The 17,659-nt window shown below is 69.5% G+C and carries 14 protein-coding genes and 1 tRNA gene; 10 read left to right on the plus strand and 5 right to left on the minus strand.

The window, feature by feature from the left end:
• The first annotated feature begins 65 nt into the window (after window positions 1-65).
• The 3 genes from gltB to pyk all read left to right on the plus strand — a co-directional run bounded on the left by gltB (window position 66) and on the right by pyk (window position 7,736).
• Window positions 66-4,649: a glutamate synthase large subunit gene (gene gltB / locus EXE59_RS17275; RefSeq protein WP_135840009.1), complete on the plus strand. Its 4,584-nt coding sequence runs from the start codon at window positions 66-68 to the stop codon at window positions 4,647-4,649.
• Between the two features lie 56 nt (window positions 4,650-4,705).
• Entirely contained in the window at window positions 4,706-6,175 is a 1,470-nt protein-coding gene (locus EXE59_RS17280; RefSeq protein ID WP_135840010.1) for a glutamate synthase subunit beta, read from the plus strand.
• Window positions 6,176-6,287: 112 nt separating this feature from the next.
• The gene (gene pyk / locus EXE59_RS17285; protein ID WP_135840011.1) at window positions 6,288-7,736 is read left to right on the plus strand and encodes a pyruvate kinase; all 1,449 of its coding nucleotides are present in this window, start codon (window positions 6,288-6,290) and stop codon (window positions 7,734-7,736) included.
• Window positions 7,737-7,893: 157 nt separating this feature from the next.
• On the opposite strand, the gene EXE59_RS17290 is transcribed toward pyk, so the two are convergent.
• Window positions 7,894-7,979, minus strand: a tRNA-Leu gene (locus EXE59_RS17290).
• Between the two features lie 106 nt (window positions 7,980-8,085).
• Here EXE59_RS17290 and EXE59_RS17295 point away from each other — a divergent pair.
• The 6 genes from EXE59_RS17295 (at window position 8,086) to EXE59_RS17320 (ending at window position 13,778) form a co-directional block, all read left to right on the plus strand.
• On the plus strand, window positions 8,086-8,670 hold the full coding sequence (locus tag EXE59_RS17295) for an ANTAR domain-containing response regulator (RefSeq protein ID WP_281280346.1): 585 nt from the start codon (window positions 8,086-8,088) through the stop codon (window positions 8,668-8,670).
• A gap of 234 nt (window positions 8,671-8,904) precedes the next feature.
• The gene (locus EXE59_RS17300) at window positions 8,905-10,062 is read left to right on the plus strand and encodes a branched-chain amino acid ABC transporter substrate-binding protein (protein WP_135840012.1); all 1,158 of its coding nucleotides are present in this window, start codon (window positions 8,905-8,907) and stop codon (window positions 10,060-10,062) included.
• 109 nt (window positions 10,063-10,171) lie between these two features.
• On the plus strand, window positions 10,172-11,161 hold the full coding sequence (locus EXE59_RS17305; RefSeq protein ID WP_135840013.1) for a branched-chain amino acid ABC transporter permease: 990 nt from the start codon (window positions 10,172-10,174) through the stop codon (window positions 11,159-11,161).
• Entirely contained in the window at window positions 11,158-12,294 is a 1,137-nt protein-coding gene (locus tag EXE59_RS17310; protein ID WP_135840014.1) for a branched-chain amino acid ABC transporter permease, read from the plus strand. The genes EXE59_RS17305 and EXE59_RS17310 overlap by 4 nt, the downstream gene beginning before the upstream one ends.
• Window positions 12,287-13,069: an ABC transporter ATP-binding protein gene (locus EXE59_RS17315; RefSeq protein WP_281280327.1), complete on the plus strand. Its 783-nt coding sequence runs from the start codon at window positions 12,287-12,289 to the stop codon at window positions 13,067-13,069. Before EXE59_RS17310 ends, EXE59_RS17315 begins: the two co-directional genes overlap by 8 nt.
• Window positions 13,059-13,778: an ABC transporter ATP-binding protein gene (locus EXE59_RS17320; protein ID WP_135840015.1), complete on the plus strand. Its 720-nt coding sequence runs from the start codon at window positions 13,059-13,061 to the stop codon at window positions 13,776-13,778. The genes EXE59_RS17315 and EXE59_RS17320 overlap by 11 nt, the downstream gene beginning before the upstream one ends.
• A 153-nt stretch (window positions 13,779-13,931) precedes the next feature.
• Here the strand turns inward: EXE59_RS17320 and EXE59_RS17325 are convergent, their stop codons facing one another.
• Genes EXE59_RS17325 through EXE59_RS17335 form a run of 3 tightly spaced genes read right to left on the minus strand, consistent with a single transcriptional unit; the run spans window position 13,932 to window position 16,358 of the window.
• Window positions 13,932-14,681 carry an amino acid ABC transporter ATP-binding protein gene (locus tag EXE59_RS17325; protein WP_135841365.1) on the minus strand — a complete coding sequence of 250 codons (750 nt, stop codon included), beginning with the start codon at window positions 14,679-14,681 and terminating at the stop codon, window positions 13,932-13,934.
• Between the two features lie 2 nt (window positions 14,682-14,683).
• Complete coding sequence (locus EXE59_RS17330; RefSeq protein ID WP_135840016.1) at window positions 14,684-15,508, minus strand: amino acid ABC transporter permease; 825 nt, start codon at window positions 15,506-15,508, stop codon at window positions 14,684-14,686.
• Between the two features lie 7 nt (window positions 15,509-15,515).
• A complete protein-coding gene (locus tag EXE59_RS17335; RefSeq protein WP_135840017.1) occupies window positions 15,516-16,358 on the minus strand; it encodes a transporter substrate-binding domain-containing protein in 843 nt (280 codons plus the stop codon).
• 204 nt (window positions 16,359-16,562) lie between these two features.
• On the opposite strand from EXE59_RS17335, the gene EXE59_RS17340 reads away from it, so the two are divergent.
• Window positions 16,563-17,132, plus strand: coding sequence for a GNAT family N-acetyltransferase (locus EXE59_RS17340; RefSeq protein ID WP_168218573.1), 570 nt, complete (start codon window positions 16,563-16,565; stop codon window positions 17,130-17,132).
• Between the two features lie 76 nt (window positions 17,133-17,208).
• On the opposite strand, the gene EXE59_RS17345 is transcribed toward EXE59_RS17340, so the two are convergent.
• A complete protein-coding gene (locus EXE59_RS17345) occupies window positions 17,209-17,655 on the minus strand; it encodes a hotdog fold thioesterase (protein WP_210429054.1) in 447 nt (148 codons plus the stop codon).
• Between the last annotated feature and the right edge of the window lie 4 nt (window positions 17,656-17,659).

Here is a 17,659-nt window from a genome sequence, read left to right on the forward strand (position 1 = left end):
CGGAAACACCCACCACCCGTGACCTGCCAGTTCGCTGGCACGCCGGGACGACGACGGGAGAACCAGTGTCCTCGACGCACGCGTTCCCGCCGAACTTCCCTCCTGCGCAGGGTCTCTACGACCCTCGCCACGAGAAGGACGCCTGCGGTGTCGCCATGGTGGCGACCCTGACCGGTGAGGCCAGCCACGACATCGTGGCCAAGGCGCTCACCGCCCTCCGCAACCTCGACCACCGCGGCGCCGCCGGCGCCGAGGTCAACTCCGGTGACGGTGCCGGGATCCTGCTCCAGGTGCCCGACGCGTTCCTCCGCGAGGTCACCGCCGAGCTCGGCTTCGAGCTGCCCCCCGCACGGGCGTACGCCGTCGGCACGGCGTTCCTGCCCGGCGACGCCGACGCCGTGGCGGGCACCCGCCGGCGCATCGAGGAGATCGCCGGCGAGGAGGGCCTCACCGTCCTCGGCTGGCGCGAGGTGCCGGTCGACGACTCCACGCTCGGCGCCACGGCCCGCAGCGTCATGCCCGCCTTCGCCCAGCTCTTCGTGGCCGGCAAGGGCTCCAGGGTGACCGGCATGGCGCTCGAGCGCCTGGCCTTCTGCCTGCGCAAGCGCGCCGAGTCCGAGACCGACGTCTACTTCCCGTCGCTGTCGTCGCGGACCCTGGCCTACAAGGGCATGCTCACCACCGACCAGCTCGACCAGGTCTTCCCCGACCTCACCGACGAGCGCGTCGCGTCCGCGATGGCCGTCGTGCACTCGCGCTTCTCCACCAACACGTTCCCCAGCTGGCCGCTCGCGCACCCGTTCCGGTTCATCGCCCACAACGGCGAGATCAACACCGTCATGGGCAACCGCAACTGGATGCGCGCCCGCGAGGCGCTGCTGCAGAGCGACCTGATCCCGGGCGACCTCGAGCGGATCTTCCCGATCTGCACCCCCGGTGCGTCCGACTCGGCGTCGTTCGACGAGGTGCTCGAGCTGCTGCACCTCGGCGGCCGGTCGCTGCCGCACGCGGTGCTGATGATGATCCCCGAGGCGTGGGAGAACCACCGCGAGATGGACGCCCAGCGCCGGGCGTTCTACGAGTTCCACTCCATGCTCATGGAGCCGTGGGACGGTCCCGCGTGCGTGGTCTTCACCGACGGCACCCAGATCGGCGCCGTGCTCGACCGCAACGGCCTGCGACCCTCGCGCTACTGGGTCACCGACGACGGGCTCGTCGTGCTGGCCTCCGAGGTCGGCGTGCTCGACCTCGACCCCGCCACGATCGTCCGCAAGGGCCGGCTCCAGCCCGGCAAGATGTTCCTCGTCGACACCGACGAGCACCGCATCATCGAGGACGAGGAGATCAAGGGCCAGCTCGCCGCCGAGCACCCCTACGACGAGTGGCTGCACGCCGGCCTGGTCCACCTCGACGACATCGACGACCTCGAGCACATCGTCCACACGCACGCCTCGGTCACCCGTCGCCAGCAGATCTTCGGCTACACCGAGGAGGAGCTGCGCGTCCTGCTGAGCCCGATGGCCAACACCGGTGGCGAGGCGCTCGGGTCGATGGGCACCGACACGCCGATCGCGGCCCTCAGCGAGAAGCCGCGACTCCTCTTCGACTACTTCTCGCAGCTGTTCGCGCAGGTCACCAACCCGCCGCTCGACGCGATCCGCGAGGAGCTCGTGACGTCGCTGGCCGGGTCGATCGGGCCCGAGGCCAACCTGCTGGAGCCGACCCCGGCGTCGTGCCGCCAGATCGTGCTGCCGTTCCCGGTGTTCTCCAACGACGACCTGGCCAAGATCCGGCACATCAACCGCAACGGCGACATGCCGGGCTTCCAGGTGCACGTCGTCCGAGGCCTCTACGACGTCGAGGGCGGGGGAGCGGCGCTGGAGGCGCGGCTCGAGGAGCTGTGCGCCGAGGTCTCCGCGGCCATCGCCGACGGCGCCCGGATCATCGTGCTCTCCGACCGGCACTCGACCGCCGAGCTGGCGCCGATCCCGTCGCTGCTGCTCACCGGTGCGGTCCACCACCACCTGGTCCGGGAGAAGACCCGTACGCAGGTCGGTCTCCTCGTCGAGGCCGGCGACGTCCGCGAGGTGCACCACGTGGCCCTCCTGGTCGGCTACGGCGCCGCCGCGGTCAACCCCTACCTGGCGATGGAGTCCGTGGAGGACCTCGCGCGCGAGGCCTACTACGTCAAGGTCGACCCCGAGAAGGCCGTCGCCAACCTGATCAAGGCGCTCGGCAAGGGCGTGCTCAAGGTCATGTCCAAGATGGGCGTCTCCACGGTCGCCTCCTACACGGGCGCCAAGATCTTCGAGTCCGTCGGCCTCTCGCAGGCCGTCATCGACCGCTACTTCAGCGGTACGACCTCCAAGCTCGGCGGCATCGAGCTGGAGACGATCGCCGAGGAGGTGGCGCGTCGCCACGCCACGGCGTACCCCCGCAAGGGCATCGCCCCGGCCCACCGCGAGCTGGCGATCGGTGGCGAGTACCAGTGGCGTCGCAGCGTGAAGGGGGATGCCGAGCCGCACCTCTTCGACCCCGAGACGGTCTTCCGGCTCCAGCACTCCACCCGCACCGGCAGCTACGACATCTTCAAGCAGTACACCGACCGGGTGAACCAGCAGTCCGAGCGGCTGATGACCCTGCGCGGGCTGTTCACCTTCAAGGACGGCGTGCGCGAGCCGATCGACATCGACGAGGTCGAGCCGGTCTCCGAGATCGTGAAGCGCTTCTCCACGGGCGCGATGTCCTACGGCTCGATCAGCCAGGAGGCGCACGAGACCCTCGCGATCGCGATGAACCGGCTGGGTGGAAAGTCCAACACCGGTGAGGGCGGCGAGGACCCGGACCGCCTCTACGACCCCACGCGGCGCTCGTCGATCAAGCAGGTCGCGTCGGGTCGCTTCGGCGTGACGTCGGAGTACCTCACCAACGCCGACGACATCCAGATCAAGATGGCGCAGGGCGCGAAGCCCGGCGAGGGCGGCCAGCTGCCCGGCCACAAGGTCTACCCCTGGGTGGCCAAGACCCGGCACTCGACCCCGGGCGTCGGCCTGATCAGTCCGCCGCCGCACCACGACATCTACTCGATCGAGGACCTGGCGCAGCTGATCCACGACCTCAAGAACGCCAACCCGTCCGCGCGCATCCACGTGAAGCTCGTGTCCGAGGTCGGCATCGGCACGGTCGCGGCCGGCGTCTCCAAGGCCCACGCCGACGTCGTGCTGGTCTCCGGCCACGACGGCGGAACCGGTGCGTCGCCGCTCACCTCGCTCAAGCACGCGGGCGGCCCCTGGGAGCTCGGCCTCGCCGAGACCCAGCAGACGCTGCTGCTCAACGGGCTGCGCGACCGCATCGTCGTGCAGGCCGACGGCCAGCTCAAGACCGGACGCGACGTCATGATCGCCGCGCTCCTCGGCGCCGAGGAGTACGGCTTCGCCACCGCTCCGCTGGTCGTGAGCGGCTGCATCATGATGCGGGTCTGCCACCTCGACACCTGCCCGGTGGGCGTGGCCACGCAGAACCCGGTGCTCCGCGAGCGCTACAACGGCCAGGCCGAGTACGTCGTGAACTTCTTCGAGTTCATCGCCCAGGAGGTCCGCGAGCTGCTGGCCGAGCTCGGCTTCCGCACGCTCGACGAGGCGATCGGCCAGGTCGGCACCCTCGACGTCGCCAGCGCGGTCGACCACTGGAAGGCCTCGGGCCTCGACCTCTCGCCGATCCTGCACCAGGCCTCGGCCCACGGCGAGTTCGGCCAGTTCGAGGACCAGGACCTGCGCAACACCAAGAGCCAGGACCACGGGTTGGCCAAGGCGCTCGACAACGAGCTCATCGCCATCGCCGCTCCGGCGCTGGAGTCCGGGGAGCCCGTGCGCGCCCAGGTCGCGGTCCGCAACGTCAACCGCACCGTCGGCACCATGCTCGGCCACGAGGTCACCAAGCGCTACCGCGGCGCGGGACTGCCCGACGGGACGATCGACATCACCCTGACCGGCTCGGCCGGACAGTCGTTCGGTGCGTTCGTGCCGCGCGGGGTGACGCTGCGGCTCGAGGGCGACGCCAACGACTACATCGGCAAGGGTCTCTCCGGCGGCCGCCTCGTGGTCCGGCCCGACCGGGCCGCCACCTTCGAGGCGTCCGAGCAGATCATCGGCGGCAACACGATCGGCTACGGCGCCACGTCGGGCCAGATCTTCCTCAGCGGTCGCGTCGGCGAGCGGTTCTGCGTACGCAACTCGGGTGCGCTCGCCGTCGTCGAGGGCGTGGGCGACCACGGCTGTGAGTACATGACCGGAGGCGTCGTCGTCGTCCTCGGCCCGACGGGCCGCAACTTCGCGGCCGGCATGTCCGGCGGCTACGCGTTCGTGCTCGACCTCGACGAGCAGCGGGTCAACCCCGAGCTGGTCGAGCTGTCGCCGGTGACCGGCAAGGCGGCCGACGAGCTGAAGGCCCTGGTCGAGCAGCACGCGGAGGAGACCGGCTCCACCGTCGCCGCCGCGCTCCTGTCCGACTGGGACTCCTCGCTGGCGCGCTTCACCGAGGTGATGCCCAGCGACTTCAAGCGCGTGCTCGAGGCCCGCGAGGAGGCCCTCGAGGACGGGCTCGACGAGGAAGAGGCAGCCGCCCGGATCATGGAGGTCCTCCATGGCTGAGCGCGCAGCGACCACGACGACCATCCACCGCGTACTCGCGAAGAAGGTGAACCAGCATGGCTGACCCCAAGGGATTCCTGAAGCACGGCCGTGAGGTCGCCTCGCGCCGCGACGTCGCCGAGCGGGTCCAGGACTGGAACGAGGTCTACCCCGACGGCATCGGACGCGCCCTGCTCCCGATCATCAACACCCAGGCCGGGCGCTGCATGGACTGCGGCATCCCGTTCTGCCACCAGGGCTGCCCGCTGGGCAACATCATCCCGGAGTGGAACGACCTTGTCTGGCGCGACGACTGGGACGGCGCGATGGACCGTCTCCACGCGACCAACAACTTCCCGGAGTTCACCGGTCGCCTCTGCCCGGCGCCGTGCGAGACCGCGTGCGTCCTGGGCATCAACCAGGACCCGGTCACCATCAAGAACGTCGAGGTCTCGATCATCGACCGCGCGTGGGGCTCGGGATACGTCCGGCCGCAGCCGCCCGAGTGGCTCTCCGGCAAGACCGTCGCCGTCATCGGCTCCGGTCCCGCCGGGCTCGCCGCCGCCCAGCAGCTCACCCGGGCCGGGCACACGGTCGCGGTCTACGAGCGCGCCGACAAGATCGGCGGCCTGCTGCGCTACGGCATCCCCGAGTTCAAGATGGAGAAGAAGCACCTCGACCGGCGCCTCGACCAGATGCGCCGGGAGGGCACCGTCTTCCGGGCCGGGGTCGACGTCGGTGGCGACCTGACCGGTGACAAGCTGCTCGACCGCTACGACGCGGTGGTGCTGGCGATGGGGGCGACCGCAGCGCGCGAGCTCCCGGTTCCCGGCCGCGCCCTCCGCGGCATCCACCAGGCGATGGAGTTCCTGCCGCAGGCCAACCGCGCGTCGCTGGGCGAGGCTCCGACGACCGACGGGTCGGAGCAGATCGTCGCCACCGGCAAGGACGTCGTGATCATCGGCGGCGGTGACACCGGCGCCGACTGCCTCGGCACCTCGATCCGTCAGGGCGCGCGGTCGATCACGCAGCTCGAGATCATGCCGCAGCCCGGCACCGACCGCCCGGACGGACAGCCGTGGCCGACGTACCCGATGACCTTCAGGGTCTCCTCGGCCCACGAGGAGGGCGGCGACCGCGTGTACGCCGTGTCGACGCAGGAGTTCGTCGGCGACGACGACGGCGGGGTCGCCGCGCTGCGGCTCGTCGAGGTCGACGCGACGTTCCAGCCGGTCGAGGGCACCGAGCGGGAGATCCCGGCCCAGCTGGTGCTCCTCGCCATGGGCTTCGTCGGACCCGAGAAGCCCGGTCTCGTCGAGCAGCTGGGCGTGGAGCTCGACGACCGCGGCAACGTGCGCCGCGACGAGTCGTACGCCGCCTCGGTGCCCGGTGTCTACGTCGCCGGCGACGTCGGCCGCGGCCAGTCGCTGATCGTCTGGGCGATCGCCGAGGGTCGCAGCGCGGCCGCCTCGGTCGATGCGTACCTCACCGGCTCGACGACGCTGCCCGCGCCGATCAAGCCGCACGAGCGACCGCTGGCCGTCTGAGGTGGTCGAGCGGTGAGTGAGGCAGGTTCGCACGCCGGAAAACCTGCCTCACTCACCCGACATCCTGGGACAGGATCTTTGGATCGTTCCAATGTCCGCTAGGGTTGGCCCCGTGCGTAGAGCAAAGATCGTCTGCACCCTCGGCCCCGCGGTGAACACCCCCGAGGGGATCCGGTCACTCGTCGACGCAGGCATGGACGTCGCCCGGCTCAACATGAGCCACGGCGCGTACGCCGACCACGAGGCCGTCTACCGGCTGGTCCGCCAGGCCTCCGACGACACCGGCCACGCGATCGGCATCTTCGCCGACCTGCAGGGGCCCAAGATCCGGCTGGAGACCTTCGCCGACGGACCGGTGAAGCTCAAGCGCGGTGCCACCTTCACGATCACCACGCGTGACGTCGAGGGCACCGTCGACATCTGCGGGACGACCTACAAGGGCCTGCCCGGTGACGTGAAGCCCGGGGACCCGCTCCTCATCGACGACGGCAAGGTACGCCTCAAGGTCGTCTCCGTCGACGACACCGACGTCGTGACCGAGGTCGTCGTGCCCGGCAAGGTGTCCAACAACAAGGGCATCAACCTCCCCGGCGTCGCCGTGTCGGTGCCGGCGCTGTCCGAGAAGGACACCGAGGACCTGCGCTGGGCGCTCAACCTGGGCGTCGACTTCATCGCCCTCAGCTTCGTGCGCAACGCCCGCGACGCCCAGGACGTGCGCGACATCATGCGTGAGGAGGGCATCTTCGTCCCCGTCATCGCCAAGATCGAGAAGCCGCAGGCCATCGAGAACATCGACGAGATCGTCGACGCGTTCGACGGCATCATGGTGGCGCGCGGCGACCTCGGCGTGGAGTGCCCGCTGGAGGACGTGCCGATCCACCAGAAGCTCATCATCGACAAGGCCCGTCGCTACGCCAAGCCCGTCATCGTCGCGACCCAGATGCTCGAGTCGATGATCAGCTCGCCCGCGCCGACGCGCGCCGAGGCGAGCGACGTCGCCAACGCGGTGCTCGACGGCGCCGACGCCGTGATGCTGTCGGGCGAGACGAGCGTGGGGGAGCACCCCGTCGTCGCGGTGCAGACGATGGCCCGCATCGTGGCGTCGACCGAGGACCACGGCCTGAGCCACATGGCGGCCGTGGCGTGGAACCCCCAGACCCGCGGCGGCATCATCGCCAAGGCCGCGGCGGAGGTCGCCGAGCGGGTCGGTGCCAAGTACGTCGTCGCGTTCACCGTCAGCGGCGACTCGGCCAAGCGCCTCTCCCGCTACCGCGGGCCGATCCCGATCCTCGCCTTCACGCCCGAGCCGCGGACCCGCTCCCAGCTCGCGCTCACGTGGGGCATCGAGACCTTCCTCGGCGCCGACGTCGAGCACACCGACGAGATGGTCCGACAGGTCGACGAGGCGCTGCTGCACATCGGTCGCGTCGAGAAGGGCGACCTGGTCGTGATCATCGCCGGCAGCCCGCCCGGCATCCCCGGCTCGACCAACGCGCTGCGCATCCACCGCATGGGCGACGCGATCGACGGCGCTGCGCCGGCGTACCGGCGTCCGCGCTGATCCAGGGAGCGGTGCCTGACCCACATTCCCCGCACATGGAACGTGGGTGGGGCACCGCTGCGTACCGACACGCCGACGATGGTGCTTCGAGCGGTGCCCGAGACACGTCCCGAGGCGCCGAGAGGTGGCTGAGGCACCTGACGGGGTCGAGGGGTCGTGGTGCCGGGTGTGGGAGTCGAACCCACACGCCCTTGCGGGCAGTGGTGTTTGAGACCACCGCGTCTGCCATTCCGCCAACCCGGCTAGGTGCGCACACGGTAGCGGAACTAGCCTTGCCCACGTGACGCAGCCCGCCGCCGACCAGCCCGAGCCCACGCCCACCGCCAAGGACGACGACGGCGTACGCCGCGTGGTGATCGCCGAGGACGAGGCCCTCATCCGGATGGACCTCGCCGAGATGCTCGTCGAGGAGGGCTACGAGGTCGTCGGGCAGGCCAGTGACGGCCGGAGGGCTGTCGAGCTGGCCCGAGAGCTGCGACCCGACCTCGTGATCCTCGACGTGAAGATGCCGGTCCTCGACGGCATCGCCGCGGCGGAGGCGATCGCGGCCGAGCGGATCGCGCCGGTCGTGATCCTGACGGCGTTCTCGCAGCGCGACCTCGTCGCCCGCGCGCGCGACGCCGGCGCGATGGCGTACCTCGTCAAGCCGTTCCAGCGCGGCGACCTGGTGCCCGCGATCGAGATGGCCGTGAGCAGGTACGCCGAGATCACCGTGCTGGAGCGCGAGGTCTCCGACCTCCAGGAGTCGCTGGCCACCCGAAAGTCGGTCGACCGTGCCAAGAGCGTGCTCCAGGAGAAGCTCGGCCTGAGCGAGCCCGACGCGTTCCGCTGGATCCAGAAGACCGCGATGGACCTGCGCCTGTCGATGAAGCAGGTGGCCGACGGGGTCGTCGAGCACGGCGTCGCCGGGCTGGGCGCCGAGGGACCTTCCTGACGCTCGAGGCCCCTGTCGCCGCAGATCCGACGGCCGGTCGACGGCTCTGCCGACAGAACCGCGGATGTCACGCCGCGTTACGCCCGCGTTTCCGGTGCAGACCACTAGGTCACGAAACGGCAACGGCACGGAGATGCGGGCGCTCAATCGTGTCCCGGGCCACATTCCGGGTGTTAGGTTCCGGGGCACGAGGCTGCCGAGGTGGACAGCCCACTTAGAACTACGGAGGGATCCATGATCCGCTCATCCAAGTCCTGGCAGGCCATCGCCGTCGCGGCGGCTGCCGGTTTGGTTCTGACCGCCTGTGGCACGACCGAGGACGGCGACGACGGCGGCAGCGGCGGTGGCGGCAGCGAGGCTGCCTGCGACCTGAAGCTGGCGTTCTTCGGCCCCGAGACGGGCCCCGCGGCCGGTCTCGGCAAGCCGATCATCCAGGGTGCCGAGCTCGCCGTCTCGCAGTACAACGAGGACGCCGACTGCGAGGTCGAGCTGGTCAACTACGACTCGCAGGGCTCGCCCGACGAGGCGCCCGCCCTGGCGACCGAGATCGCCGGCGACGACTCGATCATCGGTGTCGTCGGTCCCGCCTTCTCCGGTGAGTCCGCGGCCGCCGGCCCGATCTTCGCCGAGGCCGGAGTCCCGACGGTGAGCCCGTCGGCCACCAACCCGGCGCTGTCCGAGAACGGGTGGGACACCTTCCACCGTGCGCTCGGCAACGACGCCACCCAGGGCCCGGCTGCTGCGGCCTACATCAAGGACACGCTGCAGGCCAAGAGCACCTTCATCATCGACGACGCGTCCGAGTACGGCGCCGGCCTGGCCGGGATCGTCGAGGAGGACCTCGGCGGCGGTGCTGTCGCCGGCACCGACACCATCCAGGTCGGTGACACCGACTTCTCCGCGACCGTCTCCAAGGTCGTCGACTCCGACGCCGACGCCGTCTTCTTCGGTGGCTACTACGCCGAGGCGACGATCCTCGTCGGCCAGCTCCGCGACGGTGGCTTCGACGGCACCTTCGTCGTCGCCGACGGCGTGAAGGACCCGGCCTACCTCGACGCCGGTGACGCAGCCGAGGGCACCATCATCACCTGCCCGTGCATCCCCGACACCGACCCGGCCGTGGCCGAGTTCGCCAGCGCCTACGAGGCGGAGTTCGGCGAGGCTGCCGGCACCTACGCGGCCGAGGCGTACGACGCCGCGAGCATCTTCCTCGACGGCATCGGCGAGGGCATCGGCGACCGCGAGGCGATGCTCGAGTTCGTCAACGGCTACGACGAGGCCGGCATCACCAAGCAGCTGTCGTTCGACGAGACCGGTGAGCCGTCCGACGTCAAGGTCTACGCCTACAAGGTCGAGGGCGGCGAGATCGTCCCCGAGGGCGAGATCGGCTGACCTGGCGACTGAGTCGTCACAGCATGGCAACAGGCGCGGCCGGGGACTCCCTCCCCGGCCGCGCCACTGTCCACGATCCGATGGCTGACCCCCGGCCAGGAGGCCTTGCGTGAACTTCGAGTTCTTCTTCAACAACCTGCCCGGGCTGACCATCACCGGGCTCGCGTTCGGCGCCATCTACGCGCTGATCGCCCTGGGCTACACGATGGTCTACGGCGTGCTCCAGCTGATCAACTTCGCGCACTCCGAAGTCTTCATGTACGGCACCTTCGCGATGCTGTGGACGGTGATGGCGCTCGGCGGCGCAGACGCCAACGGTGTCGAGCTCGTCGCCATCCTGATCGCCTCCCTGGTGGCGGCGATGGCGATGTCGGCCGTCATCGCCCTGATCCTCGAACGGGTCGCCTACCGCCCCCTCATCAAGCGCAACGCGCCGCGCCTGATCGCGCTCATCTCGGCCATCGGCGCGAGCTTCGTGCTCGCCGAGCTGATGGGCCTCCGCGACCGGGTCGCCGGCTGGTTCGGTCTCGACGACGACCTCTCCGGCTACGTCGGCAAGGCCCGCATCAACAACAGCATCGCCGGCGTCGTCGACGCGCCCCGCTGGAACGTCGCGGGGATCTCCGTGTCGAGCATCGACGTCCTGGTGATCCTCTCCGCCGTCGGGATGATGGTCGTCGTCGACCAGTTCGTCCGCCGCTCCAAGCTGGGCAAGGGCATCCGCGCCACCGCGCAGGACCCCGAGACGGCGTCGATGATGGGTGTGAACCCCACGCGCACCATCCAGATGACCTTCCTCATCGGCGGCCTGATGGCCGGTGTGGCGGCCTTCCTCTACATGCTCAAGATCGAGACGACGAAGTTCGACGTCGGCTTCCTGCTGGGCGTCAAGGCGTTCACCGCCGCCGTCCTCGGTGGCATCGGCAACCTGCGCGGTGCGCTGCTCGGCGGCCTCGTCCTCGGCGTGGCCGAGAACTGGGGTTCTGCGCTGTTCGGCACCGAGTGGCGCCACGTCGTGGCATTCGTCCTGCTGGTGGTCATCCTCCTCTTCCGGCCCACGGGCCTGTTGGGTGAGTCGCTCGGAAAGGCGCGCGCATGAGCAAGTTCAAGCTCTCCCTGACGGGGCTGCCCAAGCCGGTGAAGATCGTGTTCTGGCTGCTGCTCGTCGCGTTCGCCTACGCCCTCCCGCTCCTGGAGCTTCCCCTCATCACCACGCCGGGCGTCGACTTCGGTGGCGTGCTGTTCGTGGTCACCATGTACATGCTGGTGGCACTCGGCCTCAACATCGTGGTCGGCTATGCCGGCCTGCTCGACCTCGGCTACGTCGGCTTCTACGCCGTCGGCGCCTACACCGCCGCGATCCTCACGTCCTTCCACGCCAACTGGCCGCTGCTCTTCGCCCTTCCGATCGCGGTGCTCGCGAGCACCATCTCGGGCGTGCTGCTCGGTGCGCCGACCCTGCGCGTGCGCGGCGACTACCTCGCGATCGTCACGCTCGGCTTCGGCGAGATCATCCGCCTGGTCGCGGTCAACACCGAGTGGCTGGGCGAGGCGAAGGGCATCAGCAACATCGCCCGCCCGCCGAGCCTGGGTGGGACCGACGGGCTGTTCGAGATCCCGCACCTCTACTGGGGCGACGGGACCGTGCTGCTCGACACGCAGGACACCACGAAGTTCCTCGTCTTCGGCGTGCTGGACCAGATCCCGTACTACTGGCTCGGCCTCACCGTCGTGATCATCATCCTGTTCGCCGACGTCCTCATCAAGAACAGCCGGGTCGGGCGTGCGTGGGAGGCGACGCGGGAGGACGAGGACGCCGCCGAGCTGATGGGCGTGCCGACCTTCCGGTTCAAGCTGCTCGCCTTCGCCACCGGAGCCTTCATCGGCGGTCTCGCGGGCGCGCTCTACGCCAGCCGACAGAACTTCATCAACCCGCAGTCGTTCCTGCTGCTCTTCTCGATCCTGTTCCTGGCGGCCGTCGTGGTCGGCGGGCAGGGCAACCGCTGGGGCGTCCTGGTGGGCGCGGCCCTGGTGGCGTACCTGCCGCAGCGCTTCCGCGAGTTCGACGACTTCCGCGTGCTGGTCTTCGGGCTCGCGCTGGTCGTGCTGGCGACGCTGCGACCCGAGGGACTGTTCCCCCCGAAGCGGACCGTACGCGCGAAACATCTCGAGCAGGAGCTGGAAGTGCTGGAAGAGGGCGGCGCCGAGGGAGAGGAGGGGGCTCGTGTCTGAGACACGCATCCTCGACATCGACAAGCTGACGCTGAAGTTCGGCGGCCTCACGGCACTCGACGACGTCAGCTTCCACATCAACGAGGGCGAGATCCTCGGGCTGATCGGCCCCAACGGTGCCGGCAAGACGACGTGCTTCAACGCCATCACCGGCGTCTACCGGCCGACATCAGGGACGATCAGCTTCCAGGGTGAGTCGCTGGCCGGCCGCAAGCGCTTCCAGATCGCGCAGGCCGGCATCGCCCGTACGTTCCAGAACATCCGGCTGTTCCCGACGATGACGGCGCTGGAGAACGTCCTGGTCGGTGCGGACGCGCAGCACACCACCGGGATGTTCAGCGCCCTCTTCCGGCTGCCGAAGCACCGCCGCGAGGAGGCCGAGGGCCATGACCTCGCGATGCAGCTGCTGCGCTTCATGGGCCTGGCCACCAAGGCCGACGAGCTGGCGGCGAACCTGTCGTACGGCGACCAGCGCCGGCTCGAGATCGCACGAGCCATGGCCACGAAGCCCAAGCTGATCTGTCTCGACGAGCCGGCGGCCGGCTTCAACCCGCAGGAGAAGAGGGTCCTGATGGACCTGATCCGCAAGGTCCGCGACCAGGGGTTCACCGTGCTGCTCATCGAGCACGACATGCGCCTGGTGATGGGAGTGACCGACCGGATCGTGGTGCTCGAGTTCGGCAAGAAGATCGCCGAGGGCGCCCCGGCGGAGATCCGCGACAACCCTGCGGTGATCGCCGCCTACCTCGGAGTGGAGGAAGAAGATGCTTCTTGAGGTGGAGGGACTGTGCGTCAACTACGGGCACATCGAGGCCATCCGTGACATCAGCTTCAGTGTGCCGGAGGGCAGCGTCACGACCTTGATCGGCGCCAACGGCGCCGGCAAGACCACGACGCTGAAGACACTCTCGGGCATCCGGAAGGTGCGCGCCGGCTCTGTGAAGTTCGACGGCAAGGACATCACCCACTCGGCCCCGTACGACCGGGTGAAGCTGGGCATCAGCCAGTCGCCCGAGGGCCGCCGCTGCTTCGTCGGCATGACCGTGCGTGAGAACCTCGACATGGGCGCCTTCGTGCGCAGCGACCGCAAGAGCAAGGCGTACCAGGAGGACATGGACCGGGTGCTGACACTCTTTCCGCGGCTGTCCGAGCGGATCAACCAGTCCGCGGGCACCATGTCGGGTGGTGAGCAGCAGATGCTGGCGATCGGGCGTGCGCTCATGGCACGTCCGCGGTTGCTGCTGCTCGACGAGCCGTCGATGGGACTGGCGCCCAAGCTGATCGCGCAGATCTTCTCGATCATCAAGGAGATCAACGCGCAGGGCACCACGGTGCTGCTGGTCGAGCAGAACGCCGCGCAGGCGCTCAAGGCCGCGGACGACGCCCACATCCTCGAGACCGGCGAGATCGTCCGCTCGGGCAAGGGCAGCGAGCTCGCCGGTGACGAGTCGGTGAAGGCCGCCTACCTCGGCGGAGACATCTGACTCGACACCGTACGGACGCACGACAGGGCCCAGCCGATCCGGCTGGGCCCTTCGTGCATGGAATCGGGTCTCGTCCCGCGGGTCACGGCTTCGCGAGCTCCGCCGTGCCGCTCGCTCAACCTCCTGTGAGTCCGGCCCGCTGACGCGTGCCGGTCACAGGACCTTCGACAGGAAGGCCTGGGTCCGCTCGTGCTGCGGGTTGGACAGCACCTCGCGCGGGTCGCCCTCCTCGACGATGACGCCACCGTCCATGAAGACCAGCTTGTCGCCCACCTCGCGGGCGAAGCCCATCTCGTGGGTCACGACCATCATGGTCATGCCCTCGCCGGCGAGGGTCTTCATCACCTCGAGCACGTCGCCGACCAGCTCGGGGTCGAGCGCGGACGTGGGCTCGTCGAACAGCATCATGTCGGGGTCCATCGACAGGGCACGCGCGATCGCGACGCGCTGCTGCTGGCCGCCTGAGAGGTGCGCGGGATAGACGTTCTCGCGACCGCCCAGCCCGACCTTCTCGAGGTTGGCCCGGGCGACCTCGATGGCTTCCTTCTTGGACCGCCCCTTCACCTTCTGCTGCGCCACCGTGAGGTTGCGCAGCACGTTCATGTGGGGGAAGAGGTTGAACTGCTGGAAGACCATGCCGATGCGGGACCGGACGGCGTCGAGGTCGGTCTCGGGGTCGATGATGTCGACCCCCTCGACCAGGATCTGCCCGCTGTCGGGCTCCTCGAGGCGGTTGACGCAGCGCAGCAGTGTGGACTTGCCCGAGCCGGACGGACCGATGACGCAGACGACCTCGCCGTCGTCGACGTGGAAGTCGATGCCCCTGAGGACCTCGTTGGACCCGAAGGACTTGTGCAGGTCCTTGATCTGGATGGCGGGGGCCGCCTGGACGCTCGTGGTCATGGTCACCTGGCCTTCTGCTGCTTGCGCTCGAGCCAGGACACCAGTCGGGTGAGCGGCAGGGTGATCAAGAGGTAGAGGATCGAGGCCTGGATCAGGCTGGTCGCAGTCCCGGCGGTCTCGCTGGAGGCCATGAAGTCGCGCGCGATCGTGGTCAGCTCACGCTGGTCGGCGGCGAAGCCGATCACGAACAGCAGCGCGGTGTCCTTGATGAGCAGGACGAACTCGTTGGTCAGCGGCGGGATGACGATCCGGAAGGCCTGGGGGAGCACCACGGTGATCGTGGTGCGGCCCGCGCTCATGCCGAGCGAGCGCGCGGCCTCGGTCTGACCCTTGGGCACGGCCTGGATGCCGGCCCGGATGGTCTCGGCCATGTAGGCGGCGGCGACCAGGATCAGTCCGACGACGCCGGCACCGACGGTGCCGCCGGGCGGGGTCCACCCGTTGAACGCGATCGGGATGCCGAACGCCATCACCAGGACGACGAGCAGGACGGGCAGGCCGCGGAAGAACTCGATGTAGGCGGTCGCGATCCAGCGGTAGGCAGCCACGGGGGAGAGCCGCATGAGTGCCAGCACGACGCCGAGCACCAGCCCCGCCCCGAAGGCGACTGCGGTGTAGATCAGCGAGTTCTTGACGCCGACCGTGAGGAGGTCGGGCCAGGTGCCCCAGTCACCCGTGAACGGGTTGCCGATGCCGGCAGGGGCGAAGAAGTTGGCGCGGATGGTGGCCCAGTCGGCACTCAGGCCCACCAGGAGCAACACCCCCAGCAGGACGGCGTAGAGGACCGCCCTGCTGAGGGTGCGACGCGTCGAGCGCTTCAGAGCCACGCGCAGGTCACTCGGTCGCGAAGTAGGAGTTGTAGATCTCGTCGTAGGTGCCGTCGTCGCGCATCTCGGAGAGCTGCTCGTTGACCGCGTCGACCAGGGCGGTGTTGCCCTTCTTCATCGCGAGCCCGTAGGACTCGTCGGTCGAGTACGTCTCGACGACCGAGAAGCCACCCTGGTCCTGGTGGTTGATGTTGACCGGCAGGTCCTGCAGCAGCGCCTCGACCTGGCCGGCCTTGATCGCCTGGAACATCTCGGCGTCACTGGGGAAGGACACGAGCTCGGCGCCGGTGGCGTTCTCCTCGGCGTAGACCTTGCCGGTGGTGCCCTGCTGGACGCCCACCTTCACGCCGTCGAGGTCGTCGATCGAGGCGATGTCGGAGTCCTCGGCCACCAGGAGCGACTGCTGGGAGTCGTAGTAGCCGTCGGAGAAGTCGAGGGCCGCCTGGCGCTCCTCGGTGATCGTCATCGCGCTGGCGGCGATGTCGCACTGGTTGGCGTTGAGGGCCTGACCGCTCTGCAGGGCGTCGAAGGAGGAGTCCTTGACTGCGAGCTCGAGCTCGAGACCGTCGGCGATCGCCTGGACGATGTCGATGTCGAAGCCCTTGAACCCCGACTCGGAGGTGTCGTCGAAGTCCTCGAACGGCGGGTAGGGGACGTCGGAGCAGACCGTCAGGGTGCCGCTGGAGACCGTGGTGAGGCCGGAGTCGTCGCCGGAGCCGCTGTCGCCGGCGGAGTCGCCGCCGTCGTCGGAGCCGCACGCGGTGAGCACCGCGGCGAGGGCCAGGGTGGACGCGAGGGCGATGGAGCTCCGGATGATGCCGCGGGGGCGCGGAAGGGTGCTGGATGCCATGCCGGGGAGCGTAGTGCACGGTCCCGGGCGAGGGATGCGACGCGCGAGGCATCGTCATCCGGCCGTTACATTCGCTCGGTCACCCGAGGTCCTGTGCGACCTCGCCATGGCGGTCGGGACGGCATGGGCGTACCCTCGCCCGGGTGTGGTGCCGCATCCGGAGCGGCGGGGGACCACGGAGGGTCTCGAGCAAGAGGTGGGTCGATGAGTCGGACGCCGGTGACCGTACGCGCGGCTGTGCCGACGGACGTCGCCTCGCTGCGGGAGCTGTGGAACGACATCCTGCGCAAGGGTGACCTCGACGAGCAGCTCGCCGACGTGTCACGCGTGGTCGCCGAGGCGGACACCACCGAGACCCGACTGATCGCGGTTGCCGAGGTCGACGGCGAGGTGGCCGGTGCGGTCTACCTCGAGGCCACCACGTTCACACCGCTCAACCTCGAGCCCGCCGTGCTGGCCGTCTCGCCCCACGTGTTCGCGCAGTTCCGCCGCAAGGGCGTGGGCAGCGCGCTGATGGAGGCGGCCTGCCGCTTCGCCGAGCAGCACGGGATCACCCATGTCCAGACCGCGGCGGCCTCGGAGGCGCGTGACGCCAACCGCTTCATGGCGCGGCTCTCCTTCGCCCCGCAGGCGACGCTGCGAGCGGCCACCACGACCGCCGTACGCGCCCGCTTGCCGCAGTCGCGCCAGGTGACGCAGGCGGCGACGAGCCGTCAGCGCATCGACCGGGTCCTGGCCGCGCGACGCATCCGTCGCGAGCGCGTCCCGGGCTGAGGCGCCGAGGGGTTTTCGAGACGGGACCCTTCGAGACGGCCGCGGGCGGCCTCCTCAGGACATCGCCCCGCTGTCCTCAACCCGCGGGGGGACGGGCGTCCAGGAGCGCGCAGGTGATCCGGGAGGTGCAGATCCGCCGGCCCTGGTCGTCGCTGATCACGATCTCGTAGGACGTCGACGAGCGACCGAGGTGGATCGCTGTCGCCACGCCGGTGACCGTTCCCGACGTGGCGGCGCGGTGGTGGGTGGCGTTGATGTCGACGCCCACGGCGATCCTGGCCGGGTAGGCGTGGATCGCCGACCCGATCGAGCCCAGGGTCTCGGCGAGCGCCACCGAGGCGCCGCCGTGCAGGAGGCCGTACGGCTGGGTGTTTCCCTCGACGGGCATGGTCGCCACGACCCGTTCGGCGGAGATCTCGACGAGCTCGACGCCCAGCTTGTCGTTGAGCCGGCCGTTGCCGTCGGGCATGAAGGCGATCAGCTCCTCGACGCTCAGGCCGGCCAGTGTCTCTGGAGTGGTCATGGCG

Source organism: Nocardioides eburneiflavus (assembly GCF_004785795.1).
Classification (GTDB): Bacteria; Actinomycetota; Actinomycetes; order Propionibacteriales; family Nocardioidaceae; genus Nocardioides; species Nocardioides eburneiflavus.

Excerpts from the sequence above, each read along its gene's own strand:
- EXE59_RS17280 (WP_135840010.1), top strand. The coding sequence starts at position 4,706 with ATGGCTGACCCCAAGGGATTCCTGAAGCACGGCCGTGAGGTCGCCTCG.
- EXE59_RS17300 (WP_135840012.1), top strand. The coding sequence starts at position 8,905 with ATGATCCGCTCATCCAAGTCCTGGCAGGCCATCGCCGTCGCGGCGGCT.
- EXE59_RS17310 (WP_135840014.1), top strand. The coding sequence starts at position 11,158 with ATGAGCAAGTTCAAGCTCTCCCTGACGGGGCTGCCCAAGCCGGTGAAG.
- EXE59_RS17320 (WP_135840015.1), top strand. The coding sequence starts at position 13,059 with ATGCTTCTTGAGGTGGAGGGACTGTGCGTCAACTACGGGCACATCGAG.
- EXE59_RS17325 (WP_135841365.1), bottom strand. The coding sequence starts at position 14,681 with ATGACCACGAGCGTCCAGGCGGCCCCCGCCATCCAGATCAAGGACCTG.
- EXE59_RS17335 (WP_135840017.1), bottom strand. The coding sequence starts at position 16,358 with ATGGCATCCAGCACCCTTCCGCGCCCCCGCGGCATCATCCGGAGCTCC.
- EXE59_RS17340 (WP_168218573.1), top strand. The coding sequence starts at position 16,563 with ATGAGTCGGACGCCGGTGACCGTACGCGCGGCTGTGCCGACGGACGTC.
- EXE59_RS17345 (WP_210429054.1), bottom strand. The coding sequence starts at position 17,655 with ATGACCACTCCAGAGACACTGGCCGGCCTGAGCGTCGAGGAGCTGATC.